Source organism: Paenibacillus sp. FSL L8-0340 (assembly GCF_038593145.1).
In the GTDB taxonomy this organism is placed as follows: Bacteria; Bacillota; Bacilli; order Paenibacillales; family Paenibacillaceae; genus Paenibacillus_AQ.
Window position 1 is genome coordinate 2,797,678 of the sequence record NZ_CP151967.1, and the last position, 26,590, is coordinate 2,824,267.

21 protein-coding genes and 3 pseudogenes are annotated in these 26,590 nt (G+C 49.6%); 20 read left to right on the forward strand and 4 right to left on the reverse strand.

Annotated elements, in window-relative coordinates; all coding sequences use genetic code 11:
- The first annotated feature begins 3 nt into the window (after window positions 1-3).
- The 7 genes from nikC to NST07_RS12445 all read left to right on the forward strand — a co-directional run bounded on the left by nikC (window position 4) and on the right by NST07_RS12445 (window position 6,478).
- Entirely contained in the window at window positions 4-849 is an 846-nt protein-coding gene (gene nikC, locus NST07_RS12415) for a nickel transporter permease (RefSeq protein ID WP_342481658.1), read from the forward strand.
- Window positions 846-1,631 carry an ABC transporter ATP-binding protein gene (locus NST07_RS12420; RefSeq protein WP_342481659.1) on the forward strand — a complete coding sequence of 262 codons (786 nt, stop codon included), beginning with the start codon at window positions 846-848 and terminating at the stop codon, window positions 1,629-1,631. Before nikC ends, NST07_RS12420 begins: the two co-directional genes overlap by 4 nt.
- A 39-nt stretch (window positions 1,632-1,670) precedes the next feature.
- Window positions 1,671-2,477, forward strand: a complete 807-nt coding sequence (locus NST07_RS12425; RefSeq protein WP_342481660.1) for an ABC transporter ATP-binding protein — start codon at window positions 1,671-1,673, stop codon at window positions 2,475-2,477.
- 110 nt (window positions 2,478-2,587) lie between these two features.
- Complete coding sequence (locus tag NST07_RS12430) at window positions 2,588-4,216, forward strand: nickel ABC transporter substrate-binding protein (protein WP_342481661.1); 1,629 nt, start codon at window positions 2,588-2,590, stop codon at window positions 4,214-4,216.
- A complete protein-coding gene (locus tag NST07_RS12435) occupies window positions 4,216-4,968 on the forward strand; it encodes a methyltransferase domain-containing protein (protein WP_342481662.1) in 753 nt (250 codons plus the stop codon). The genes NST07_RS12430 and NST07_RS12435 overlap by 1 nt, the downstream gene beginning before the upstream one ends.
- A 7-nt stretch (window positions 4,969-4,975) precedes the next feature.
- Window positions 4,976-5,725: a class I SAM-dependent methyltransferase gene (locus NST07_RS12440; protein WP_342481663.1), complete on the forward strand. Its 750-nt coding sequence runs from the start codon at window positions 4,976-4,978 to the stop codon at window positions 5,723-5,725.
- Between the two features lie 462 nt (window positions 5,726-6,187).
- A complete protein-coding gene (locus NST07_RS12445) occupies window positions 6,188-6,478 on the forward strand; it encodes a hypothetical protein (RefSeq protein ID WP_342482009.1) in 291 nt (96 codons plus the stop codon).
- A 105-nt stretch (window positions 6,479-6,583) separates the two neighbouring features.
- On the opposite strand, the pseudogene NST07_RS12450 reads toward NST07_RS12445, so the two are convergent.
- Window positions 6,584-6,793 (reverse strand): annotated as a pseudogene (locus tag NST07_RS12450) (xylanase); the annotation flags it as partial.
- Between the two features lie 701 nt (window positions 6,794-7,494).
- On the opposite strand from NST07_RS12450, the gene NST07_RS12455 reads away from it, so the two are divergent.
- A complete protein-coding gene (locus tag NST07_RS12455; protein ID WP_342481946.1) occupies window positions 7,495-8,922 on the forward strand; it encodes a family 43 glycosylhydrolase in 1,428 nt (475 codons plus the stop codon).
- A 287-nt stretch (window positions 8,923-9,209) separates the two neighbouring features.
- Here NST07_RS12455 and NST07_RS12460 read toward each other — a convergent pair whose 3' ends face one another.
- On the reverse strand, window positions 9,210-9,617 hold the full coding sequence (locus tag NST07_RS12460) for an AraC family transcriptional regulator (RefSeq protein WP_342481664.1): 408 nt from the start codon (window positions 9,615-9,617) through the stop codon (window positions 9,210-9,212).
- Window positions 9,618-9,696: 79 nt separating this feature from the next.
- Here NST07_RS12460 and NST07_RS12465 point away from each other — a divergent pair.
- The 4 genes and pseudogenes from NST07_RS12465 to NST07_RS12480 form a co-directional block, all read left to right on the forward strand.
- Window positions 9,697-9,906: pseudogene (locus NST07_RS12465) on the forward strand (hypothetical protein); the annotation flags it as partial.
- The gene (locus NST07_RS12470) at window positions 9,906-10,925 is read left to right on the forward strand and encodes a zinc-binding alcohol dehydrogenase family protein (RefSeq protein WP_342481665.1); all 1,020 of its coding nucleotides are present in this window, start codon (window positions 9,906-9,908) and stop codon (window positions 10,923-10,925) included. The pseudogene NST07_RS12465 and the gene NST07_RS12470, both read left to right, overlap by 1 nt.
- 68 nt (window positions 10,926-10,993) lie before the next feature.
- Window positions 10,994-11,660 (forward strand): annotated as a pseudogene (locus tag NST07_RS12475) (glycoside hydrolase family 95 protein); the annotation flags it as partial.
- A 1,320-nt stretch (window positions 11,661-12,980) separates the two neighbouring features.
- Window positions 12,981-13,229, forward strand: coding sequence for a glycoside hydrolase family 95-like protein (locus NST07_RS12480; protein ID WP_342481947.1), 249 nt, complete (start codon window positions 12,981-12,983; stop codon window positions 13,227-13,229).
- Here the strand turns inward: NST07_RS12480 and NST07_RS12485 are convergent.
- Window positions 13,211-13,546 carry a hypothetical protein gene (locus NST07_RS12485; protein ID WP_342481666.1) on the reverse strand — a complete coding sequence of 112 codons (336 nt, stop codon included), beginning with the start codon at window positions 13,544-13,546 and terminating at the stop codon, window positions 13,211-13,213. The two genes, NST07_RS12480 and NST07_RS12485, sit on opposite strands and share 19 nt — an antisense overlap.
- A gap of 149 nt (window positions 13,547-13,695) precedes the next feature.
- Here NST07_RS12485 and NST07_RS12490 point away from each other — a divergent pair, with 149 nt between their 5' ends.
- The 8 genes from NST07_RS12490 (at window position 13,696) to NST07_RS12525 (ending at window position 25,515) form a co-directional block, all read left to right on the forward strand.
- Window positions 13,696-15,363, forward strand: coding sequence for a sugar ABC transporter substrate-binding protein (locus tag NST07_RS12490; RefSeq protein WP_342481667.1), 1,668 nt, complete (start codon window positions 13,696-13,698; stop codon window positions 15,361-15,363).
- Window positions 15,364-15,456: 93 nt separating this feature from the next.
- Window positions 15,457-16,443, forward strand: coding sequence for an ABC transporter permease subunit (locus NST07_RS12495; protein ID WP_342481668.1), 987 nt, complete (start codon window positions 15,457-15,459; stop codon window positions 16,441-16,443).
- 14 nt (window positions 16,444-16,457) lie between these two features.
- Window positions 16,458-17,369 (forward strand): carbohydrate ABC transporter permease, encoded by a 912-nt coding sequence (locus NST07_RS12500; protein ID WP_342481669.1) that lies wholly within the window; start codon window positions 16,458-16,460, stop codon window positions 17,367-17,369.
- A gap of 128 nt (window positions 17,370-17,497) precedes the next feature.
- A complete protein-coding gene (locus tag NST07_RS12505) occupies window positions 17,498-19,027 on the forward strand; it encodes a response regulator transcription factor (RefSeq protein ID WP_342481670.1) in 1,530 nt (509 codons plus the stop codon).
- A gap of 24 nt (window positions 19,028-19,051) precedes the next feature.
- Window positions 19,052-20,863 carry a sensor histidine kinase gene (locus tag NST07_RS12510; protein WP_342481671.1) on the forward strand — a complete coding sequence of 604 codons (1,812 nt, stop codon included), beginning with the start codon at window positions 19,052-19,054 and terminating at the stop codon, window positions 20,861-20,863.
- Entirely contained in the window at window positions 20,856-22,379 is a 1,524-nt protein-coding gene (locus tag NST07_RS12515; protein ID WP_342481672.1) for a response regulator, read from the forward strand. The genes NST07_RS12510 and NST07_RS12515 overlap by 8 nt, the downstream gene beginning before the upstream one ends.
- A 165-nt stretch (window positions 22,380-22,544) precedes the next feature.
- Entirely contained in the window at window positions 22,545-23,981 is a 1,437-nt protein-coding gene (locus NST07_RS12520) for a glycoside hydrolase family 43 protein (protein ID WP_342481673.1), read from the forward strand.
- Window positions 23,982-24,000: 19 nt separating this feature from the next.
- Window positions 24,001-25,515 (forward strand): glycoside hydrolase 43 family protein, encoded by a 1,515-nt coding sequence (locus NST07_RS12525; protein WP_342481674.1) that lies wholly within the window; start codon window positions 24,001-24,003, stop codon window positions 25,513-25,515.
- An 87-nt stretch (window positions 25,516-25,602) separates the two neighbouring features.
- Here NST07_RS12525 and NST07_RS12530 read toward each other — a convergent pair whose 3' ends face one another.
- Window positions 25,603-26,394 (reverse strand): AraC family transcriptional regulator, encoded by a 792-nt coding sequence (locus NST07_RS12530; protein ID WP_342481675.1) that lies wholly within the window; start codon window positions 26,392-26,394, stop codon window positions 25,603-25,605.
- Window positions 26,395-26,590 lie beyond the last annotated feature (196 nt).

The following is a 26,590-nucleotide window of genomic DNA, read 5'->3' on the forward strand; positions in this document are numbered from 1 at the left end:
GTCATGTTTCGTATTAGCTTATTTAAGAATACAGGAGCCCGGTTGGGAGCGGGCATAGTGCTCTTATTCATTTGTATAGGACTCTTCGCCCCCTGGCTGTCACCCTCTGATCCGCTACAGATTCACATGGAACACAAATTGAGCATGCCTTCCTGGCAATATCCGCTCGGTACCGATCATCTGGGACGCTGTGTCTTATCCCGGTTGATCTATGGAACCCGGACATCCCTGTATTATTCATTCATAGTACTGATCGTTGTTTTTGCGATCAGCATTCCGGTTGGTCTTCTTGCCGGTTACGTTGGCGGAAAGATCGATCACTTGATGATGCGGATCATCGACATCCTGCTTGCCTTTCCGAGCCTGATTCTATCCCTTGCTATTGCAGCCATGCTGGGACCCAGTATGAAGAACCTGTTAATCGCATTTGCCGCAGTGTGGTGGACGGGGTACGCCAGGGTGATCCGCAGCATGGTGCTTGAAATTAAGGGAAGTGGATATATTCTGGCAGCCAAAGCGTCAGGCACTCTCCATCTGCAAATCGTACTCAGGCATATCCTGCTGAACGCTGCCCGACCCATTCTGGTTCTTGCTTCTATGGAGGTGGGTACAATTATACTCTCGATTGCAGGTTTGTCTTTTCTGGGTTTGGGAGCCCAGCCGCCAACACCGGAATGGGGGATTATGCTGAACGACAGCCGCGCCTACATTCAGACGCAGCCGCGTCTAATGCTGTTCCCCGGACTGGCGATAATGCTTGCTGTCCTGGGCTTTAATCTGCTGGGGGAGGGCTTGCGCCGGTCAGAGCATGATTCCGTTACTATAGGGAAGTGGGGATTCAGAAGATGATGGAAGGACCTGCACTGCTGAAAGTCAGTCATTTACGTACCAGCTTCCATACAGGGAGTCGAAAAGTTATGGCTGTGGATGATGTCAGCATCGAAGTGAAGCCGCAGCAAATTGTAGCACTTGTCGGTGAGAGCGGCAGCGGCAAAAGTGTTACGGCAATGTCCATCTTAGGATTAGTAGACCCGCCAGGCATTATTGAGAGCGGAGAAATCCGGCTGGGATGCAACAACCTTCTGGAGTGCTCCAGCCGCCAGTTAAGGAAGTTCCGGGGAACAGAAATGGCTGTTATCTTTCAAGATCCCATGAATGCGCTAAATCCGGTGCTGACTATTGGCAGGCAGCTTATGGAGACGATTATGCTGCACAAGCGGGTAGCGGGAAAAGAAGCTAAGGCGCTTGCCTTGAGGCAGATGCAGCAAGCAGGCTTGGCCGAACCTGTTCGGCTTTTCAATAAATATCCTTTTCAGATCAGCGGTGGCATGTGTCAGCGGGTAATGATCGCCATCGCACTGGTTTCAGGTGCACGCCTGCTTATTGCAGATGAGCCTACAACAGCACTGGATGTAACCATTCAAGCCCAGATTCTCAAAGAGCTGGACAGAATTAGATGGGAGAACCATGTCGGCATCTTGCTGATCACACATGACCTCGGCGTTGTAGCTGAGCTCGCAGATTATGTATATGTGATGAAGTCCGGGAAGATCGTGGAATCGGGAGACGTGTTTGAACTCTTTTCGAATCCAGTGCATCCATATACTAAGTATTTGATGGAATGCAGATAACAACTGTAATAACACATAAATTCAAAGGAGGTGGGAGCTATGAAGCTATTGGAAGCGGTAAGCCTGAACAAAAGGTATAGTGCGGAAAGGGGGTGGTTCACACATAAGGCCAAGAGTGTTCAAGCCGTGAACAATCTGTCACTCAGTCTTGAGGCCGGTGAAAGCCTGGGACTTGTAGGTGAAAGCGGGTGTGGTAAAAGCACTTTGGCCAGAATTCTGCTGGGATTGGAGAAACCGTCCTCTGGAAGGGTTCTGTACCGAAGCACGGATTATACGGATTGGAGCCACAGCAAGATGCGTATGATCCGCAGCAATATGCAGATGGTGTTTCAGAATAGTCTCGCTTCCTTTAACCCTTTGTTTACAGTAGAGCAGATTATCGGCGAGCCGCTGCGAAACTACGGAACGGGCAAGGCCGAAAACCTCAGGAAAGTGGTAACAGATACGCTCGATCTTGTGGGTCTGGAACAGCGGCATATCCGCCGCTATCCGCATGAACTCAGCGGCGGCCAGCAGCAGAGGGTAGGGATTGCCAGAGCGATCGCGCTGCGGCCGGAGCTGATTGTATGTGATGAACCCTTCTCGAGTCTGGATGTTACCTTGCGGAAGCAAATGATGGATCTGCTGCTGGAGTTGAAGCAAGGGCTGGGATTAGCCTATGTTTTCATTACACATGACTTGTCCGTTGTAAGCCGTTTGTGCGACAGTGTGGCTGTGATGTATCAAGGGGGAATTGTGGAGAAGCAATCAGGTGTGCATATCATGCAGCAAGGGAGCCACCCTTATACACGAACATTGCTGTCATCAGTACCAGTGCAGGACCCCAGGTTAAGAAAAAAGGTCTAAGCAGAGCTTGGCACTACAGCCGTTCTGATGATGTTAAATGGAGAAGGGGAGTACTGGGAATGAGAACGAATTCAAAGACAAACAGCTTATTAACACAACTATTATTCTTAATGCTTCTTGCGGTAATTATGGTGACATCAGGCTGCAGCAACAGCAACAACAATAGCAGCACTCCTACGGCTGGTTCGAATAACACTGCCAATAATGAAGCCGCACAAGCAGCCAACGCTCAGGACAAGGTAATCACTGTTGCTATATCGGCTGATGCCGGTATGGATCAGCTGGACGCCGGTGCCTATAAGGGCTCGATGAATGTGCATGCGATGATATATGACGGATTGGTGGAGTACGGAGAAAAGGGCGAAATTCTGCCGGCTCTTGCGGAGTCCTGGGATATTTCCGAAGATGGAAAAGTATATACTTTTCATCTCCGCCAAGGAGTCAAATTCTCAGATGGTACGGAGTTTAATGCTGAAGCTGTTAAATTCTCCTTTGAACGCTGGATTAAAGATCCGGCCAATTCGTTGAATGTGGCTACAGCGATGCAATCTATTGATGTTGTGGATGAGCATACGATTACCATGACCTTCACCAAAGCTTATTATCCCTTCCTGACAGAGCTTTCCTTTGCAAGACCAGTACGGATGATCAGCCCTTCCGCGGTGGAGCCTGCAGGGGATGTTACCGGCAAATTCATCAAAGCGATTGGAACCGGGGCATGGATGGCCGAGAGCTTCACAACCGATCAGGAAGCCGTACTCGTCAGAAATCCCTATTATTGGGGAGAAATGCCGAAGCTGTCCACAATCATTCTGAAGGTCATTCCTGACCCGCAGTCCAGAGTACTGGCGCTGCAAAGCGGGGATATAGACATTGCCGGGGGACAAATGGGTAAGATTCCGGTGGAAAGTGTACCCGTGATCGAAGCGGCTTCCTCACTGAGCTTGCAAAAAGCACCTGGAACAAACTCTCACTTCATGATCTTCAACTACAATACACCCGCTCTGCAAGATCTGAATGTGCGTAAAGCCATTAATTTGGCTATTAACAAAAAAAGCATCGTCAATGATCTGATGGATGGCATCGGCAGTGAAGCTAAAGGGTTGTTCCCGCAGACTGTTCCTTATGTGACGGATTCCAATAATACCTGGTACGGCTTCGATCCGGAGGATGCGAAACAGCTTCTCGCGGATGCAGGTTATAGTGATTCAAACGGAGATGGAATTGCCGAGAAGGCTGGTACGCCGCTTGAGCTGAACTTTGTACTGCAGCAGGCTGAATTTCCGGAATGGAAATCGATCAGTGAGCTGATTCAGTCCGAACTCAAAGAGATTGGGATTGCTGTGAATCTTCAGGTTCTGGAGCCTAATGCCTATTACGATGCCTTATGGACAACCAAAGCTTATGATCTGATCATGTACCGGACCTACGATGATGCATATAATCCGCATGCGTTCCTCCAGTCTCTATTCCATGAAACTGAGGAAGCACCTGCTGTGGTCTGGTCAGATGCTGGACTGGAATCACTGATTGACACGGCCGTAGGTACAACCGATCTGCAGGAACGCCAGAGCACTTATGACTCTATTTTCACCAAGCTGTACCAGGAGGCCATGTTTGCTGCTATATACTTCCCTGATGATATCCTGGCAGTGAACAAGAGAGTAACAGGGTTCAAAGCCGGGTATACCACCTTCTCGCCAATCTTCTGGAATCAGCTGGATATAGGTGGAGAATGATGTTGAGAGAAATTTCGAAGTATTGGACCTCAAGCTCGGAGAGTTATGACAAAGTCATACAGACCCAATTCCGCAGCAAGACAACCATTAACCTGTGGAAACAGCTGCTTACAAAAGGCTTGGGAATCAAGTCCCAGCAAAAGGTGCTGGATGTGGGAACCGGGCCTGGTTTTTTCTCCATCCTCTTATCGCAAATGGGACATCTGCCTACAGCCGTTGATGCATCTCAGGGGATGATCTATAGAGCTTCACAGAATTTTGAACGTTTTGGATACAATGTTCCTGCTTATGTCGGCGATGCTGCGGATTTGCATGCTGAACTGGACGACAGCTTTGATGCAGTAGTTTGCCGGGATGTGGTATGGACGCTGCCCGATCCACAGAAGGCTTATGCCGAGTGGTACCGGATTCTGAAGCCTGGAGGGACCCTGATTATTTTTGACGGTAATTATTTGTATAACGAGAGCAGGACGGTATTTCGCAGACTATGGTATGCCTTGTCTTGGACACTGATTCTGCTTACAGAGAAGAGAATCCGGCAACGGAGTAATAAGGATAAAAGTATGCTAAGCGAGCTGCCGTTTGTTAATGTACTGCGGCCTGAGGCCGATGAGAAAGCGCTGATACGGGCCGGATTCCGCAGCATAGATGTTCAGCGGAACTTTATTCCTGCCCGTGCGATGCCGCTCAATTATTTGAAATACGGCTACCAGAATGTAAACCGGTTCATGATTATAGCCAAGAAGGAGTGAATGATACATGAGTATCCAGCAGGAAGTAGAAACATATTGGGAAGGTGAAGCAGAGCTGTATAGTGAAGGCATTCAGCGGGAACTGAACGGGTTCCAGCGGGAAGCATGGCTGAAGCTTATCCTGGCGAATGCACCGGAGAAGGATAGACTGCATGTTCTTGATATTGGCTGCGGTCCCGGCTTCTTCTCTGTGATTCTCTCCAGTGCCGGGCATCTGGTCACTGCGGTCGACTGCACAGACAATATGCTGGAAGAAGCGAGAGCACATACCAGACGGGAAGGTGTCCCCGTTACTTTCCGCAAGATGGATTCACACAAGCTAGACTTTGCAGCGGAGAGCTTCGATCTGATCGTATGCCGCAATGTCACCTGGAGCCTTGCCGATCCGCAGTCAGCGTACAAGGAATGGAGAAGAGTACTCAAGCCGGAGGGAAGGCTGCTGGTTTTCGATGCCAACTGGAACCGTCATCTGTGGGACGAAGAGATGCAGCTGAAGCATGCCGAGGATCAGCAGGCCTACATAGACAGGGGTTTTGGTGAGCTTCCGCATCACAAGGACATCGAGGAGACTGACCGTCTGAGCCTTTTATTGCCGCTGACCAGAGAGTGGCGTCCGGAGTGGGATGTACGGACCCTCAAGGAAGAGGGTTTCTCCGTTGTATATACAGAAGAGAACCTGAACGCCATAGTACTGGATGAGAAGCAGCAAGTATTGAACCGTTCAACACCGATGTTCATGATTTGCGCCGAGAAATGATAATGAGCAGCTATAATAATAATGAAATGAGAAAAAAAGCAGCGATTCTCTAAAGGAGAGTCGCTGCTTTTTGTATGGAGTTTTCTCTTTCAGCTCAATCTTGGCAACGTCCAAGTTGGATTGTCCATTGAAGTTACACTATAGCGCCCGGGTTCAAGTCCCACGGGCAGGTTAGTTTCAATTAAAGGTAAGTGTTCTTTTATGACGAATAATACTAAAGGTATCGTTCTAGAGAGGTTGTCCATTGAAGATTTTGATATCATAAGTGATTGGTGTACCTCGGCTGGTATAACCAATATGCTTTTTCAATTTTCAATCAACACAATAAACTAACAGAGCAGAGAGGTGATCATTTTGACAAGGATAAGATTAGTAACTGTTCTTACATTGCTTATAGTCTTATTATCTGCGTGTGACAGATCAAGTGATACAGAGGTAGTAGAGAATGAAGAATACAACTTAATGATTACTAATAATAGCCCGTTGGATTTAAAAAGCGTAGTTGTTACTGTTAAACAAAAAGATACCACGCTAATTAATTCTTTAATCGATAGTAATATCAAACCTGGGGAAGTTGCGAAGTTCCGGGTGGAAGATGGGAAACAGACATTTAAGATTACATTAAATCCGAAGAAAAATTACTCGGTGAGTAAAGAATTTAACGAAGTATTTGGTAAAGAGGAAATTGTTGAATATCAAGTAATAATAGAAGAAAACGAAGTAATAATAAAAAAGATTAAAGCCAATGAGTAGTTGGGCTGAGAGTGTAAGAGCTGTAACGATAGAGGGTGTATTATGTAATAGGATACATAGAATTATGTGCGATATTTTTTGTTGAACAACAGCCATACCTTTATATTCGGGGGAAATGCCGATTTCCGGATGGCAAGCCTTTTGCAGATAGGCTCTGCTTCTGGCAGCCGCGTTTTTCCAGAACGCTCTGTCCTGTTCGTCCGACTGCAGGGCAAATAATTCATAGAAATGCGGCAGATGGTAAGAGGGATCGCTGAAAGGAGTTTCAGGAACGAACTTAATCAGCTTGGTCGCCGGATCCCACATCGGATCGCCTCTCCGACATTCCGTTCTTAGGAAGAGGAAGATGTTCATAACAATCCTCCATTGGATATGGTTTTCTCAAAGTCTAACATAAGCGGTGGTATAGAAATTAAAGAGTTTTCCTTGAAATTTATAGATGATTCAGGCCTGGTTCTCCACACCGCAAATCATTTCCGGAACATCTAAGAATAGATCAATGTTAAGTGGCTATATGTCATGGACTTCGATCAAGGTGTTTCACTATACTGTAATGGACAAACCGTGAAGCAAAAAAAATGTAAGGGTGATGGGTAGGAATAGGGTGGAAAATCATAGGAAGCTTACAGTCTGTAGACGCAAATCTAACCAGGACTACACCGAGTCTCTCAGCAACAGCGTTCATTTTGCCTGCGCGGATGATAATAACGGATTTCAAGCTTTGAACCGGAACTATGGCATACTGTTCGCTAAACCCGAATTTGTTCCGCACGGCTGACAGCGGCTCTTTCGGCATTGTCACGGTCAGAGTTGATGCATTGGGAGATGATGACGTAGAAAGCAGAGGACATATTCTTCTGTGGACCTCCCCGGATCTGGTTACCTTTCATAATCATGGTCTGGTTCAACTGCACAAGGAGCTTTATGTCAAAGAGGCCGTTTGTGACCTTGATGGCACCGGCGAAGAATGCACACATAAACAGACAAAATCAATAAATGACAAGGATGAAATTGCGATGGCAATAAAACAAGGATTCAATCCGTATCTCCCGTCTTGGGAATATATCCCCGACGGCGAGCCGCATGTTTTTGAAGGCAGAGTGTATGTGTATGGCTCGCATGACCGTTTTAACGGACACGCTTTTTGCTTGAATGACTATGTCTGCTGGTCGGCACCGGAGGACAATCTGGCCGATTGGCGGTATGAGGGCGTAATCTACCGGACTACGGATGACCCGTTTAATCCTGAAGGCAGCATGTGCCTGTATGCTCCCGATGTCACCGTGGGGCCGGACGGTCGGTATTATCTCTACTATGTACTGGACAAGGTTCCCGTCGTTTCGGTGGCTGTCTGCGACAAGCCGGGCGGCAAGTATATGTTCTACGGTTATGTCAGATATGCCGATGGAACACGCCTTGGAGAGCGGGAAGGCGACGAGCCGCAGTTTGACCCCGGCGTACTGACCGAAGGAGAGAACACCTACCTGTACACCGGATTCTGCGCGTATGGAGACCAATCCAGACATGGCGCAATGGCAACGGTGCTTGGCCCGGATATGCTCACAATTGTTAAAGAACCTGTATTTGTTGCGCCGAGCCAGCCCTACAGCAAGGGGAGCGGCTTCGAAGGTTACGAGTTCTTTGAAGCGCCTTCCATCCGCAAAAGGGGAGATACCTACTACCTTATCTATTCCTCGATCTCCATGCATGAGCTGTGCTATGCGACCAGCAAGCATCCGACGAGAGATTTCACCTACCAGGGAGTCATTGTCAGCAATTGCGATCTTCATATCGATACGTACAAGCCGGCGGACCAGCCGATGTGTTATGGCGGCAATAACCATGGCAGCATCGCCCAAATCAACGGCGAATGGTACATTTTTTATCACCGGCACACCAACGGGACGGCATTCTGCCGGCAGGGCTGCATCGAAAGGATGGAATTCCGCGGGGATGGCACTATTCCCCAGGTGGAGGTAACATCCTGCGGTCCGAACGGAGGGCCGCTCGAGGGCCGGGGTGAATATCCGGCATATCTTGCCTGCCACTTGTTCTGCAAAGATCAGGAAATGTACACCGGAGGCTTTGGACGGACCGGAGCATGGATGGACAGCCGGTTTCCGAAGATTACACAGGACGGCAGGGATGGCGACGAGGAAATCGGCTATATTGCCAATATGACTGATTCGGCTACCGCCGGTTTTAAATATTTCTCGTGCGAGGGAGTCGCCAAAATCAAAATCAAGGTGCGCGGATATTGCCAGGGCGAGTTTGAAATAAAAACGTCGTGGGACGGACCGGCTCTCGGACGGATACCGGTAGGGTTTGCAAATGTCTGGAAGGAATACTCTACTGAACTGGCTATTCCGGACGGTGTACAAGCACTGTATTTTACGTATACCGGCAATGGCGGTGCCAGTCTGGCCTCATTTACTTTGGAATAATCCCAAGGGGAATTCGAAAACTTTTTAAAAAGAAAGCAGCGCTCGGGGTATACTCTTGTGCTGACTTTTTTTTCTTGCCGGTTAGCTGGTCCGATGGCTAAAGACCGGAAGACTTACATGCGATGAACGCGAAGCATATGGTACGATGTTTCGCGCACTTGGCCTTCGATTAACGGGAAGATGTACGCACTCATCAGATTGATGATCAGTTAATGTTCGGCCCGGCATTCCTGGTTGCACCCGAGTGCCTTAGTGTGGCCTGTTGCCCTTACGGTAAGTTGCGGGAGTCATGTTCGTATATTTTTTAAACGTGCGGTAAAAATGGGGCATGCTCTCAAAGCCGCAGGGGATGGCAATTTGCTCGATTTTGTCGTTGGATGGAGCAAGCCATCCTTGGCCGCAAAAATCCGTTTGGTCGAAATATAATCGGTCGCGTTCATACCCAGCCGTTGCTTGAAGACGCGGCTGAAATGGGCCGGAGATACGGCCGCCCGTTTCGCCAGCGAACCCAGCTCCAGCGGCCGGTCTAAATGGTCGTTTATATAGGCGAGCGCTTCACGGAACCAATCCGGGACCAATGCGTTCGGGGCGCCCGGCTCAGCGGCCTGCGGCAAGCAATACCGGTTTAAGTGAAGCAGCACGAGATGGAGCAGAGTGCCATGGCATGGCCACCGTCCGGGCGCCTCTGCTCCCATTCCTCGTGAATTGCATCGATTTCACTTTCTATTATTTCAGCGTGCTCAGGAGGCAGGGTATATTTGTACTGCTTGTTCTTCCACAGCGAATGAGCAGATTCCGACAACATTGGTTAGCACGGCGACACCGGAAAATATCCGTAACAATATATTGTGGACGGAAGAGCCAATGGATGAACAATTGCTGGAGGAAGTGCTGAAAATTCTGAAGCCCATTGACGGCGTAACATGGCCGAGCGGCCGGCCGGAGTGGAATGAAGGGCAAGATCGGATCGGGGAGCAATTATAATGAAGGGAATTATCTGCGAGGAAATTGGAAAATTCGTGTACAGGGAAGATCTGCCGGAGCCGCAGCCCCAGGCCGGAGAAGCGGTTGTAAGGATTCGGCGGATTGGCATTTGCGGAACCGATCTGCATGCGTACCGGGGGAACCAGCCTTATTTCACCTACCCGCGCGTGCTTGGATATGAGCTGTCCGGGACGATTGAGCACATTGGCGCTAACCCGGAGGGGCTACGGGTTGGCGACCAGGTCAGCGTCATTCCATATCTTCATTGCGGCGAGTGCCGGGCCTGCCTGAGCGGAAAAACGAACTGCTGTCAGAAGATGAGGGTGTTCGGCGTCCATTTGGACGGCGGAATGCAGGAGCGGGCGGCCCTGCCCGTCCGTAATCTTTTGAAGACGGAAGGTCTGACGCTGGATCAGGCGGCGATGCTGGAGCCGCTGGCGATTGGCGCGCATGCCGTCCGGCGCTCGGATCTTGGTGCTGGCGATCAGGTACTCGTTATCGGTGCCGGACCGATCGGACTGGGCGTGATGGCTATGGCCAGATACACAGGTGCACAGGTGATTGCGATGGATGTTAATGACGAACGTCTGAACTTTTGCAAGGTGTGGGCGCAGGCTGAGCATACGGTGAGCGCACTACGCGAGCCAAAGGAGCAGTTGTCCAAGCTTACGGAAAGTAATTTACTGCCCTATGTCATCGATTCCACCGGCAACGTCTCATCCATGGAAAGTGCCTTTGGGCTTGTCGGCCATGGAGGAACTTTGACCTATGTTGGCTTGGTGAAAGGCATGATTACCTTCAATGATCCCGATTTTCATGCGCGCGAAATGACGGTGCAGGGCAGCAGAAATGCCACTCGGGAGGACTTTGAACGTGTGCTTGATGCCATCAAGGACGGTTACATCGATGTCGGCAGTTACATTACCCACCGCAGTGCGTTCGCAGACATGATTGGCCAGTTCGAGAACTGGCTCAAGCCTGAATCGAAGATGATTAAGGCGCTGGTAGAGCTGGACTAATCACGATATAGTATCGCTATGTTCAATACTATTAGGCAGATTTAAGGAGCGTAACAATCATGACAAGCATGGAACATAAGCAGCAGTTGTGGTACAGACAACCGGCGGGAGAATGGAACGAGGCTTTGCCGATTGGAAACGGGCGGCTCGGTGCTATGATTTTTGGCGGTGCAGCCGAGGAGAAGCTGCAACTTAATGAGGATTCCGTATGGTACGGCGGTCCGCGTGATCGCAACAACGAAGACGCGCTGCCTCATTTACCCGAGATTCGCAAGCTGATTCTGGAGGGAAGGCTCTTGGAGGCGGAGAAACTGGCTTCAATGTCGATGGCGGGACTGCCCGAAGCGCAGCGGCATTATTTGCCGCTGGGTGAGCTACTGCTGTCATTCGGAGGTCACGAACAGCCTGCCGATGACTACAGAAGAGCTTGATTTGGAGTGCGGCGTATCCCGGATTAGTTACCGGATCGGTGTGGTTTGGTATACCCGCGAGATGTTTGCTAGCTACCCGGATCAGGCCATTGTCATTCGGATTTCCACCGGTAATAAGGAAGGGGTTTCCCTGAAGGCGAGGTTTAACCGTCACAGCTGGAGATACCTGGAGAAAACAGAGAAATGGCAGAACAGCGGACTGGCGATGAGCGGAGATTGCGGCGGCAAAGGGGGTAGCTCCTTTGCCGCTGTCTTAAAGGCTGTCACGGAAGAAGGTAGCTGCCGGACCATTGGCGAGTATTTGCTTGTGGATGGTGCATGCTCGGTTACGCTACTGCTGGCCGCAGGAACCACGTTTCGCCATCCTGATCCGGAGCTTTATGCCAAAAGACGGCTGGAAGAGCTGAGCCAGGTTCCTTACGAAGATCTGCTGGCCCGGCATATCGCAGATTACCGCGGACTGTACGGACGAGTTGAGCTGGCACTGCCGGAGATCCCAAATAAACGTGCTTTACCGACCGACGAACGGCTGAAACTGCTCCGGAAGGGAGAGGAGGACAATGAGCTAATAGCGACCTATTTCCAGTACGGCCGCTATTTGCTTATCTCCTCCAGCCGTCAAGGCTCCTTGCCCGCGAATCTGCAGGGTATCTGGAATGACAGCTTCACCCCAGCTTGGGACAGCAAATTCACGATCAATATCAATGCGCAAATGAATTATTGGCCTGCGGAAATCTGCAACCTGGCTGAATGCCATGAGCCACTGTTTGATTTGATCGAGCGGATGCGGGAGTCAGGGAGGGTCACAGCCAGGGTTATGTACGGTTGCCAGGGGTTCACAGCACATCACAATACGGATATCTGGGCAGACACAGCTCCGCAGGATACCTACCTGCCGGCTTCTTTCTGGCCGTTGGGGGCAGCCTGGCTGTGCCTGCACCTCTGGGAGCATTACCGGTTCAGCCAGGATCATTATTTTCTGGCACAGGCGTATGAGACGATGAAGGAGGCGGCCCAGTTCCTGCTTGATTATTTGATGGAAGACGCCGAAGGCCGGCTGATTACCTGCCCGTCCGTCTCCCCTGAGAACACCTATAAGCTGCCAAGCGGCGAGTCGGGAGTGCTCTGCGCCGGGGCTTCGATGGATTTTCAGATAATAGAAGCGCTGTTTGGAGCCTGCATCCGCAGTGCAGAGATTATCAGCAGGGACGAGGCGTTCCGCGAAGAACTCACCTCCGCTCTGGAGCGGCTTCCCAAACCACAAATCGGGAAATATGGCCAGATCCAGGAGTGGATGGAGGATTATGAAGAGGTGGAGCCGGGGCATCGCCACATCTCCCATCTTTTTGCACTTTATCCCGGCGACTCCTTTAGCGTGGAGCATACGCCAGAACTGGCTGAAGCCGCCCGGACGACGCTGGAACGCAGGCTTGCGAACGGCGGCGGTCACACCGGCTGGAGCCGGGCCTGGATTATTAACTTTTGGGCCAGATTGAAGGATGAGGGCAAAGCCTATGCAAACGTCCGCGCTCTTTTGGAGCATTCTACGTTGCCCAACCTGTTTGACAACCACCCTCCGTTCCAGATTGACGGGAATTTTGGAGGAGCGGCGGGGATTGCCGAGATGCTGCTGCAAAGCCATGCCGATGGAATCAAGCTGCTGCCCGCGCTGCCGACAAGCTGGAGTGAGGGGAGCGTCAAAGGCCTGCGGGCGAGGGGCGGATATACCCTCGGTTTCACCTGGGCGGAGGGGTTTGTTACGGAAGCTGTTGTGACCTGCACAGTTTCCGGTCCTTGCTGCCTGGAAGCTCCCGGTCTTGCCCCCGTTTCGTTCACAGGAGAAGCCGGATGCTCCTATACGTTCACCCGGTAAGGAAAGAAGGATAAAGTCAGCTTTTCTGACGGATTCGGACTCAGTGCAATTAGAATAAATAGTGGACAACCTGCCTGACTTAACCAAATGGACGAAAATCCTGCTCCAAGACTATATTCACCTGCCAGGGGGGCGTCTGTATAATAGAACAGTTCTGGCTGGGGTTGGCGTATTAACGCCAGCCTTTTTTCGCTTGGCAAGGGCTTCGATTGAGACAAATCCATTTCCGCTATGCAATCGACGTTTCTTGAAATCGTCCTGCATTGCTTTTGCTTCACCCGCAGAAATAACCTTTCTGTAAGCATCACTCCATCCATTAATAACAAACGCTTACATTCTATCGTATTTTTTGGGGGGAAGAACTTTATTTTATGAATTGGAAGCGCATTCTTGGAAGGTATAATTATAGTTGTCACCAGGAATTGAACAAATATAAGCAACTAGCCAAAAAGGGAGGCATAACAAAATGCACAAAACGGCAAAACGTTCCGCCCAGGCAGTAGCAGCCGGTGTATTCGCGCTAGCACTGGCAGTGACCGGCTGTAGTTCGAACAACACGAACAGCAATACAGCCAATGGAGGAGCCGCTAGTCCAGCGGCAAATGGGGACGATAATTCACCGGCAACGTTCTCGGTATTTATGAGCGGTCCCGGGCAGCAGCCTACAGCCGACAACAAGATTCTCAAACTGATCAAAGAAAAAACCGGAGTCAGCTTCAATATGGAATTTCTCGTGGGCGACCTGAAGCAGAAGCTGGGAGTAATGATTGCCGGCGGAGACTATCCGGACATTATGTCGGGCGATGACAAATTAATCAATGCCAAGGCTTACATTCCGCTTGAGGATTTGATTGAGAAGCACGCTCCCAACCTGAAAAAACATTATGCTGCAGTCTGGAATCAGATCAAGGATGAGACCGACGGCCACATCTATGTTTTGCCGAGCTATGGCGTATATCAAGGTAAAATCACAGAACCGACTTACCAGGGACCAGGCTTCTGGCTTCAGAAGGCCGTACTTGAGGAAATGGGATATCCGACACCGAAGACTCTGGATGAGTATTTCGATATCATTGCTAAATATAAAGAAAAACACCCGGATATGATCGGATTTGAATCGCTCAACTTCGACTGGCGTGTATTCCCGCTTCAGAATGCTCCTGAGCATTTGTCGGGCCATCCGAATGACGGGGCCGTTGTTGTAGACAACAACAAAGCGCAGATTTTTGCCGATAAGGATATTTCCAAGACCTATTACAAGAAGCTTAATGAAATTAACGATCAAGGTTTGATGGACAAGGAAGCCTTCGTACAGAACTATGACCAGTACTTGGCCAAAGTCGCAAGCGGCAAGGTCATCGGTATGTTCGACCAGCACTGGAACTTTGAGGATGGCGAGAAGTCTTTAATCTCCCAAGGCAAAATTGAAAATACGTATATCGGCTTCCCACTGCTCTATCCAGGCGCTGAGGAATGGTACCGTGACCGCGGAGCAGTCGGCACCAACCGCGGATTCGGGATTTCAATCAATGCCAAGGACCCTGTCCGGATTATCAAATTCTGGGATCAGATGATTACGGAAGATTGGCAGAAAACGATTCAATGGGGTATCAAAGGCGAAGATTATGAAGTGAAGGAAGACGGCACATTCTACCGGACGCCGGAGCAACGGGCGAACGCAGATAAAACAAGCTGGCAGGTAGCTAACAAAATCACAACCATGCATGGGTATATGCCTAAAATTCAAGGTACCTACAGCGACGGAAATGCAGCAGATGCAGGAACTCAGCCGCAGGAATTCTTCGACAGTCTGAAGCCTTACGATCAGAAAATCCTGAAGGCATATAACAAGAAATCATGGTCTGAATTCTTCAAGGAACCCAAAGAAAATAATATCTACTTCCCTGCCTACTCCATCGTTCTTCAGGACGGCTCGGCAGCCCAGCTTGCGCAGTCCAAGCTGAATGACCTTCAGATCAAGTACTTGCCCAAGGCTATTATGGCCAATCCGGCTGAATTTGAAGAGGTCTGGCAAGATTATGTCAAGCAGATCCAAAAGCTGGATATCAAGGCATATGAAGACCGGATAAATGAAGGAATTCAATTGCGCATCAAAAACTGGAGCGTGAAGTAATTCAAAGCGGAAACAGAGCGGGAAATCGTATTTCCCGCTCTTCATTAATCCGGATAGTATGGAGAGAATGATCCTACAGGAGGGGAACACTACATGTCTGATACCGTACTGGACAAACAGGTCAAAACACAGAAGACCAGAAAACGCAGAGTCGATCCGGAAATCGGTGTGAGCCTTAGCTGGAAAACGCTAAAAACGCAGAAGCAGCTTATTTTCATGTCCGTGCCGCTTGCTATTTATTTAATTATCTTTAACTATGCTCCCATTTGGGGCTGGCTGATGGCCTTTCAGAACTACCGCCCGGCGCTCCCCTTCGGCAAGCAGGAATGGGTAGGCTTGCAGCAGTTTAAGTTTTTGTTTGAAGATGAGACCTTTATGATGGTGCTGCGCAACACGGTTGCCATGAGCTTTATTAACCTTGTGCTTGGTACTGTTACAGCAATCGGCCTGGCTTTGCTGCTGAATGAGATCAAAGTCAAGTTTTTCAAACGTATCGTTCAGTCAATTTCGTATTTGCCGCACTTTTTGTCCTGGGTTATTGCGGCGGGCATCGTTGCCACTTCGCTGTCGATTGATGATGGAATTGTCAATATAATCTTAATGAAGCTTCATTTAATTAAAGAACCGATTATGTGGCTCAGTGAAGGGAAATATTTCTGGGGCATTGTCGGGGCTTCGAACGTGTGGAAAGAGGTGGGCTGGGGAACTATCATTTATCTGGCGGCCATTACCTCGATCGATCCTTCTCTGTATGAGGCGGCGTCCATAGACGGCGCCAAACGTTTTCAGAAGATGCGCTATGTCACACTTCCGGGAATTAAGGCTACATTCGTTATTTTGTTGATTATGAACATCGGACATATTCTGGATGCCGGCTTTGAACTCCAATATTTGCTTGGCAACGGGCTCACTGTGGACTGGTCGCAGACCATTGATATCTTTGTACTGAAGTATGGTATTTCTATGGGGAATTACTCTCTGGCTACGGCGGCAGGGATCTTCAAAACCATCGTCAGTGTCGTTCTTGTATTCAGCGCAAATTATATCGCAACACGCCTCGGCGAAGAGCGATTAGTATAGAGGAGGAAGCCCATATGAAAGCAGTGACGAAAAGTTCAAGCCGCATTGAGCCGGTTGTATTTCATACAATTAACACGATATTTATGCTCTTTGTGGTTGCGATCACACTCTATCCATTCCTCCACACGCTGGCTGTTTCTTTAAATGACGGCAGTGACACTCTTGCCGGTGGAATCGATATCTGGCCCCGTGATTGGACCTTGGAAAACTATAAAGCCGTCTTTATTTCAGGGACGATTTACCATGCCGCTTTTATCTCTGTGTCCCGCACGGTGCTCTCGACAGTATTCGGCGTTTTTCTGACCACCATGCTGGCATATACCCTGGCGCAGCCGCAATATATTTTTCGTAAAAAAATCAGCATGCTGTTCATCCTGACCATGTATTTCAATGCCGGGCTGATTCCGAACTACTTCCTGATTAAAGAGCTGGGCCTGCTTCATAGCTTTTGGGTATATATCCTTCCCAGCTTGGTCAGCGCGTTCAACCTGATTATCATGCGGACGTATATCCGCGGACTTCCATTCAGTCTCACGGAGTCGGCGAAGATCGACGGGGCGGGGGATTTCCGGATTTTCTGGAAAATCATTTTCCCGCTGTGTACTCCCGTGCTGGCAACCATAGCTTTGCTCATTGCCGTTGGCGCGTGGAATAACTGGTTTGACACGTTCCTGTACGCATCATCGGATATCAAGCTGAGCACACTGCAATATGAAATGATGAAGCTGCTCGGTTCCATCATGAGTACGAATAATGATCCTTCGCTAATAGCGGGCAATCAGAACAATCAGGTGCAGTCATTGGTTACACCGGCTTCTATGCGTGCAGCCATCACCATTGTTACCGCCGTGCCGATTTTGTTCGTCTATCCTTTCTTGCAGAAGTACTTCGTGGTAGGATTGAACCTTGGAAGTGTTAAAGAATAACTGGACGTATCTATTGAAATAGATCAAAGGTGAATAATAACCGTTTCGGCAGCGACCGAAGCGGTTTCTCCTGTTCAACAACGGTCAGCTTATCGGAATCATAATTTAGAAATAAAGTTGGTGATGCAATGCTTAAGGTAGTGTTTGCCGATGATGAGCCGCTGATGTTGGAGGGGCTGCGATTATTGGTGGACTGGGAGGATCTGGACTTTGAAGTGTGCGGCGAGGCTCTCGATGGCGAAGATGCGCTGCAGCTTATTCATAACACGCGGCCTGATTTGGTCATAACTGATGTACGCATGCCTGTGATCGACGGACTGGAGCTTATTGAAAAATTTTCCGAAAGCGATTTCCAGCCTAAGTTCATCATATTTAGCGGTTATGCAGACTTTGAATATGCCAAAAAAGCTCTTAAGTATGGTGTGTCCAACTATTTGACGAAACCCTTGGATGAAAAAGAACTCACAGAGGCACTGCAGGCTGTATCCCAGCAAATACAAGCTGAACGCAAGGTTGCTTCAAGGCGGGAAGCGGTTTCCGCTTTCATGCAGATGGAAACCATATCCCGTCTTTTGATGCGGGAGAACACTCCAGAAGAAGAATTTGCGGCAGGGGTGAAGGCGCTTAATATCCGTCCTGATTCCCGGATATGCTGTGTATTGGCCCGGGGTGCTTCGCCGGGCAGCATGCAGCTGCGAAGCCAGGTTGGCTCCATGAACGCCAAGGAGCCGTTCCGCAAAATTACCGCGTATCCTTTTACAGCCGGAAGCCATAAGCATGGCTATTTGCTGGTTTCCCCGCAGGAAGGCCCGGTGCTTGACCCGAAGATGATTGCAAGCTGGGTCCATGAGGTGCGGACTGAATACAGCGGTCATGTACATTTCTCGGCAAGTCTGGAGCATCGCGGGGCGAAGTTCCTGAATACAGCCTATCATGAAGCACTGGCGGCTGAATTACACCGACCCGACTTGGGCAATAGCGATATTGGTTTTTTTCGGGAACAGGACAAGGATCAACTGGCGTCGCTTTCAGCAGGGCTGAGGAAATCACTGCTGCAATCGGTTACAGAAGGGGAACTTGACCGGTTAAGCGCTCAATTGAGCGATGTATTCAAAATTTTCTCGAGTGATGTTACTTCAAATGCATGGGTCGACGCTTTTCTGGCCAATATCAAAGCAGAGCTGCTCCGTGAAATCGACGCTAGAGGAGGGGAGACGGCCATATGGGCGAATAAGTGGTTTCCGCCCCGGGTCATCGCTTGCTGCTTGCCTCTGCTTGAGCGGCAGACAGAGGAAGAATTTCATGAGGCTGCAGAATGGTTCGCCGCAGCGGACAACCCTCAGGAGGACCCGATCGTATCGGCGGCGATGGATTATGTTAGGGCGCATTATCAGGAGAAGCTGAAGCTGCAGGACATTGCGAAGCAATTGCATGTGAATTCCGCCTATCTGGGACAACGAATCAAAAAACACTGTGGCAGCTCCTTTAACGAATATCTCCATGAATACCGCATTCAAGAAGCCAAGAAGCTGCTGCGCCGGACGGATATGTGCATTTCGGATGTCGCGGGGCGTGTGGGCTATTCCGACGCGGATTTCTTCGCCGCCAAGTTCAAAGCGCTGAATGGCGTCTCGCCTTCAGTATACAAGAAGGGCTAATTCAAAGGGGAGGAGGGAAGCGGCATGAAGGGTAAACGGAAACCATCTGCCTTCGTCAACGATATTCCACTCAAATATAAATTTCTGTTTATCTATTTGCTGTGCGTACTTGTCCCCATTCTCAGCATTAACGCCCTCTTTTATGTTCAGATCAGCCGTAATGTGGATGCTCGTGAAAGAGGCAATCTTGAGATCTCTGTAGATCGCGTAGTCTATGACATCATGCAAATCGTGAATGAATGTGTAGCGATAAGCAATACGGTCGCCGCAGACCGTAACTTTAATGAGATATTGGATAATGCTTTTCCGGATAACGAGGCTTATTATGAAGCCTATGACAGCGTTCTAAGGGATAAGATGCGGCAATACAGCACTCTGCATTCCTATATTTATTGGATGGGTGTGTATACTACGAATCCGACTATCCAGAACGGCGGCAGCTACTTTGTGTTCTCCGACAGTGACAAGGAGAGTGAATGGTACCGCAAAATTTCCAGTGGTGCGGACAAGGTGCTGTTAACCGCGTATCAGGGAACCAACCCGCTTAATCCGCCGCAAAAGGAGGTGTTTGTCAGCCTTATCCGCAAATTGGATAACTTTACGGGACAGCCCTACCATAAATATCTGCGGATTGATCTGCGGTTGAACAATGTCCAGGAGCTGTTCCAGAAGGAGCGCGACTATTTGCGGTTCAAGCTCTTAGATGAGCAGAGCCGTGTTGTGTTGGAATCGGATCAATCCTTCTACGCATTGGATAAAAACGCCTTGTTAAACGTTGACACGGGCGACAGCCAGCCGTCGTCCAAGCAGATAGTCCGAACTTTGGGCAGTGCAAGATATACGGAGGGCTGGAGGCTGATCGGAACTCCGGAAAGCAGAAAAAGTAATGGTGAGATGAGCCGGGCACTTCGGGTTTCACTAATTTTTGCTGTGTTGACGATAATTATTCCCACACTATTAATGATTGTAATTTTACAATCTTATAATATGCGGGTAAGGCTGCTCTACAAACATATGAAGCTGGTCAAATACGAGCATTTTGAGAACATTGATATGTATGAGGGGAAGGATGAAATCGGCGGCTTGATCCGCAGCTTCAATCTGATGACGGAGAAAATACGCAATTTGATCAATGATGTCTATAAGCTGGAAATTCAGAAAAAGGACCTTGAGCTTGAACAGGTAAGGGCCGAATTGAAGTATTTGGAAAGTCAGGTGGACCCGCATTTTCTCTTTAATACATTGAATGCCATATTGGTCATTTGCAAGAAATACAAATATGAAGAGGTCACCGATGTGATCCGGAATCTCGCTCTTATTCTGCGCAGGCTGCTAAGCTGGAAGGACGATCTGATTACCGTCGAAGAAGAAATATCCTTTATTGAAATGTATCTGCAAATTGAAAAATTCCGCTTTCAGAGCCGATTCACTTACGACCTGGACATCGACCCTGCCGTGCTGAATTGCCGAATTCCCAAGATGAGCGTACAAGCTTTGGTGGAGAATTCCTGCAAGCATGGCCTGCAGTCGGTCAAAGGTGCAAGGAAGATTCACGTGTCTGCTTCTATGAACGACACAGGTCTAATGATTGTTGTGACTGATAACGGAAAGGGAATCGAGAAGGAGAAGCTGGAATGGATCGAGTCCCACCTGCAATCGGAGCAAGACTTCGGTAAAAATATCGGGCTCCGTAATGTTTATAAGCGCCTGATGATGTATTACAACGACAGAGCCGGGTTTACCATTGAAAGCATCGAGTATGAACGGACGGCTATCACCATTAATATTCCCATAGATTTGGCAATGGTTTCAAAAGTGGAGGAATCTCATGTTTAAAGTGGTTTTGGCTGATGATGAAACGATTGCTTTAGAGGGATTAAGAACGTTGACCGATTGGGAGGAGCTGGGCTTTGAAATCTGCGGAGTATGCGAGAACGGGGAAGAAGCGTTGACCGCGCTTACTGAGTGCTCTCCGGATCTTGTGATTACAGATATCCGCATGCCCGGCATCGATGGACTGGAGCTAATCAAGCGCGCACGCCAGTTGGATATGGAGCCGCCCATCTTCATCGTCCTTAGCGGTTACGGTGAGTTTGAATACGCGCGGACAGCAATCCGTTATGGTGTGAGACACTATTTGCTGAAGCCTGTCGTAGAAGCGGAATGGGAGAAGGCGCTTGCTGCAATTACGGACGAGCTGGAAACGCGCATGAAGCAGAAGACGCAGCAGAACATGCTGGCGAACCAGCTTCTTCCCGTTGCGATCGCCCGTATGCTCGAAGGGCAGTGGACGGAGTCTGAAGAGGAGATTGCCGAACAAATGGATCGTCTGGACGAGGCGGTTTCGGGGTGGACTTATATACATGTAGATGGCCCCAAAAGCAGTATCTCGGAAATCTGCCGGGAACTGGCTGGTTCGGTGGGCGCCTTGTTCATTGATTTGTCCGGCGATCAGGCGGGAATTGCTGTGGATAGCTCAGCACGAGCGGCGGAGCTGGCTAGTCGGGTACATGCCGAGCTGTCATTGTCAGGGAACGGTGTGAAGGGGGCTGTCAGCATTGGGCCAAGTGTGCGGTCGCTTCGGGAGCTGCCTGTCTCCTATATGGTGGCTGCAAGGGCCGCTTCCCGCCATTTTTTCTATTCGGAGCCGGGCGGGCCTATTGATTCCGCCATGAACGCCCGGAGCGAGCTTAGCTATAATCTACCTTCCGCAGAGCTGACCGAGGAACTGATGAGCGCAGTGGAAAGATTGCAGGAGCAGAAAGTCTGGGATAAATTGAAGGAGATATTCAGGATGTTCAAACAGAATAGGACTGCGCCTGAAGTTGTACAGATGACCAGCGTTGATATCATGCTGAAAAGCATAGATCTGGTGCAGGAGTTTGGAGGGACGGCTGAGCAGTGGAGCGACTCTTTTGACTTTTTTAAAACAGAGCCAAAGTCGCTCGGAGCGCTGGAGGACACCCTTCGGGTTTTGTTAAATTCATGTATGGGATATATCAAGCAGCATAAGGAACGCGGCTCCGGGCATCCGCTTATACGGGTGGAGTGTTTTTTGAAGGACAATTATTCAAAGCCACTAACCGTGAAAGAGATTGCGGAGCAATTTTATATCAATCCGGTATATCTAGGCCAGGCTTTTATCAAGAAGAATGGAATCAGCATCCTCGAATACATTCATAATTTACGCATCGAACAAGCCCAAAAGCGGCTGATTGAAACGGGCGAGACCGTTCGGAACATTGCAGAGAATGTGGGTTATGTGCATTACCATCATTTTTTAAGAGAGTTTGAGAAGCGGACCGCGCTGAAACCAGTCGCTTACCGCAACCAGGCTCACTCTGAAGGATGATAGGTATACTTCTTTAATTTGGTAATGGTAAACGCATACAAAAACGATATCATAGACTTAACTGAGCAGCCCAAAGCTTCGTTCGGACGGCTTGTCGATCTGGCGGCTTCGAAATCATAACATTCACTGAAATTTGAAACGCTTAACAACAATGGAGGGAATCAAATGACACATCAAATGAATCAGGCCGCCGGAAAGGTACCGCCAAGCGGTAATCCGCTGGTTGCGCACAGATACGGGGCCGATCCCTATGCCCTGGTATTCGGGGGCAGGGTCTATCTGTACATGACCAACGACGTGCTGGAGTACGACGGGAACGGCACGGTAAAAGAAAACTCTTACAGCAGCATCCGTACGATTACGGTAATTTCCTCCGCCGATCTGGTCAACTGGACCGACCACGGTGAGATCGAGGTTGCCGGGCCGGAAGGGGCGGCCAAGTGGGCTACCCAGTCATGGGCGCCTGCGGCGGTCCATAAAGTGATTGACGGAAAGGACAAATTCTTCCTGTACTTCGCTAATAATGCCAGCAGCATCGGCGTTCTGTCGAGTGACAGTCCGGTGGGGCCATGGATCGACCCCATCGGAGAGGCGCTGATTCTGCGCTCCACTCCCGGAGTCGAGGATGTAACCTGGCTATTCGACCCGGCGGTTCTGGTCGATGACGACGGCAAGGGCTACATTTATTTCGGAGGCGGTGTCCCGGAAGGACAATTCGCGGAGCCTGGCACAGCACGGGTCATGAAGCTGGGAGATGACATGACCAGCGTACTGGGTACTGCTGAGGTTATTCCTGCCCCCTTCATGTTCGAGGATGCCGGCATACATAAGCGAGAAGGCGTCTATTACTATACCTACTGTTCAAATTTCTATGACGGGGAACGTCCGGAAGGCAATCCTCCTGCGGGAGAAATCGCGTTTATGACGAGCAGCAATCCAATGGGTCCCTGGATCTATCGAGGGACGATCCTGAAGAATCCGGGACATTTCTTCGGAGTATCCGGAAATAACCATCATGCAATTTTCCAATTTCATGACGAGTGGTACATCGCCTATCACGCACAGACGTTGTCCAATGCACAGGGAATTGCGAACGGCTACCGTTCGACGCATCTCAACCGTCTTTTTCATAACGAGGATGGTTCCATTCAGGATGTTGAAGCAGACTATAAAGGTGTGCAGCAAATCAAATTTTTAAGCCCGTATCAACGCGTAGAAGCGTCAACAATAGGGTGGAGCGCAGGCGTTAAGACGGAATTCGGGGCAGTCGTGGGAAAACAGCTTGTAACGGATATTGACAATGGCGACTGGATCGGATTATCCGGGGTCGATTTCGGAAGCAAAGGGGCAGGGGCATTCAGTGCTTCCGTCATAAGCCTTGAGGGCGGCGGTACCATCGAACTGCATCTGGATGAACCGACAGGTCTATTAATTGGCGAACTGTCCGTTCCCGCCGCGAATGGGCCGGAGAAACGGATGGAGTTAAAGACGGAGGTCCAGGGAGCGGCAGGAGTCCATCACCTGTATCTGGTGTTTGCGGGCGAGAGCGGGACCGGCTTGTTCAAGCTGGAGGCCTGGGGATTTCTAGAGCAGCGGAGTTAATCCCAAGGAGGCCAATACAATGAATACCGCCATCATTACCAATCCTGTTATGTGGGCAGATGTCCCGGATGTTGACGTCATCCGGGTTGGGCCTGTGTTCTATATGGTTAGTACCAGCATGCATTCCATGCCGGGTTGTCCGATTATGAAATCGGTGAACCTGAATGATTGGGAAATTGTGAATTATGTCTATGATACCTTTGAGGATAACGAGGCCCACCAGCTGCAGGACGGAAAAGGTATTTACGGAAAAGGCTCTTGGGCGGCAGCCCTTCGACACAAGGACGGGATATTCTACGTCTGTTTTTCATCCAATGATATGGACCGGCTCTATATCTACCGCACGGAGGATATTGAACACGGAATATGGGAGCGTTCGGTGATACCGGGGCTTCACCATGACCCTAGTTTGCTGCTGGATGATGATAGCAAAAATTATGTGATCTACGGTAATGGTAGTATCCGTATTAAGGAGCTGACAGAAGATCTTACGGCTGTGAAGCCAGGTGGAATCGATCAACTGCTGCTCGAAGGCGAACGGACAGACATTGGTTTGCGGATCGAGGGTTGTCATGCGTACAAGCTGAATGGTTATTACTATTTATTCTTTATTGAATGGCCGAGAATCGGCAATCGGCGCAGACGCCAGCTATGCTACCGTTCGCGCGAGCTTCTGGGTCCTTATGAGCGGAAGATTATTCTGAGTGATGATCTGGGTTACCATAATCACGGTGTTGCGCAAGGCGGGATTGTAGATACTCTGGGTGGCGATTGGTACACGGTGCTGTTCCAGGATCATGATGCTGTCGGACGGATTCCCTGCGTGTTTCCCATGAGCTGGGAGAATGATTGGCCGGTCGTCGGGGAGAACGGCAGAGTGCCTCAAGTTTTTGCGACGAAGCTTCCTGCCGCTGAGCCGAAGCCGCTTGTTATCAGCGATGAGTTCGACTATGTAAACAACCGGCTGGCACTGAACTGGCAGTGGAACCATAATCCAGACAACGGGCTATGGTCTGTCACTGAGCGGCCGGGCTTTCTGCGGCTCCGTACCGGTCAAATAGCAGACAGCATCCTATGCGCACGCAATACGCTGACGCAACGTACAGAAGGTCCGGCCTGCAGCGCGGAGACGGTGCTAGACCTCTCCGGCCTGCGGCCCGGCGACCGGGCAGGCATGGTAGCCCTGCAAAACGGGTTCGGCACTGTTGGGATTGCGGCAGGGGAGCAAGGCCAGTTCAATGTGGGCATGTGTGTCAACGGCGGCGACGGCGGCGAGGAGACAGTGGAGAGTGTGGAGTTCACCAGCGATCAGGTTTATCTCAGAATTGATTTCAATTTTGAGGATAGTCTGGATCAGGCCGATTTCTTCTATTCGGAGGATGGAACCGCTTGGAAGCCGATTGGCCGGACGCTGCATATGAAATATACGCTGGACCATTTTATGGGATACCGGATTGGCCTGTTCAATTACGCGACTAAACAGTCCGGCGGTTATGCCGATTTCGATTATTTTCATTATCACAGGCAGGATTAGGCTGGACCGAAAGTATACACGTGATAGAACGCTGACAGTCCAATATGGAAATAACGTGATGAGATCCGGAGGCGCGTCGCTCTCAAGTTATTGGTCCGCCCGGACTTTTGGTTCTTTGGAGGAAATCTTATCACGGTAGGCCCGGGGGGAATAGCCGGTAAGCTGCCGGAACTGCCTGCAGAAATGCTCCACATTCGCATAGCCGCAGAGCGCCGCGATTTCGGCAATTTTGTGCGGGCCAAAGCCAAGCTTTTCTTTGGCCAGCCGAATCCGGCAATGAATGACGTCCTCCATGCAGGAAATACCAAAGGTTGATTTATAGATGGTCTGCAGATAGCCTGCGCTGATGTGCAGATACTCGGCCATGGTTGACACGGTCCAAGGGTGGCCCGGGTTGTTGTACAGAGTTTTGCGCAAGTCCAGAAGATTATAATATTGCGGACTCAGCTTGTCTTGGGACGCTTCTAATAGCTTGTTGAAGAAGATTCTGAACAGGTAGTCGATGGAAATCTCCCGATAGTCGTTCTGAAAAGTGTTCTCCAGGGCCAACAGTTGAAACAACTGATGGCAATAGCCGGGGTCCGGCAGCGAGAATGGAACACCAACAGGCAAAGTGGTTTCTGTAATATAGGATTCGTCCGCATCGAAACGGACCCAGTCGTTAACGTACTTTTTGGAACAAGCACGGTAATAGATGTAGTGCTTAGGCGGATATAGAACAACAGAGTGGGCCGGAAACTCCTTCAATTCTCCGTTTACTTCAAACAACGCATCAGTTTGTGTGAGCACCAGAAGCCAGGCATCCAGCCCTTCGGGTATGCTGTACACAAAATCGTCGGAATGCGCAGCGTCATACTCTACGTAGTGAATCGTGGGCATTGGATTCTCCTTTCTTTGGATAGATCAATTAATGATCAGTAAATATCATTGTTAGAATTTCAGTGCTTCTCTATAATTTATATTGTAAATTAAGGAAATTTTGGTGAAATCCAAAAATTAATCACTGAGATTCGAATTTATGGTCATTAGAAATCATCAATAATGAAGGAAGGTCATTTGTTTCATGATACCACAA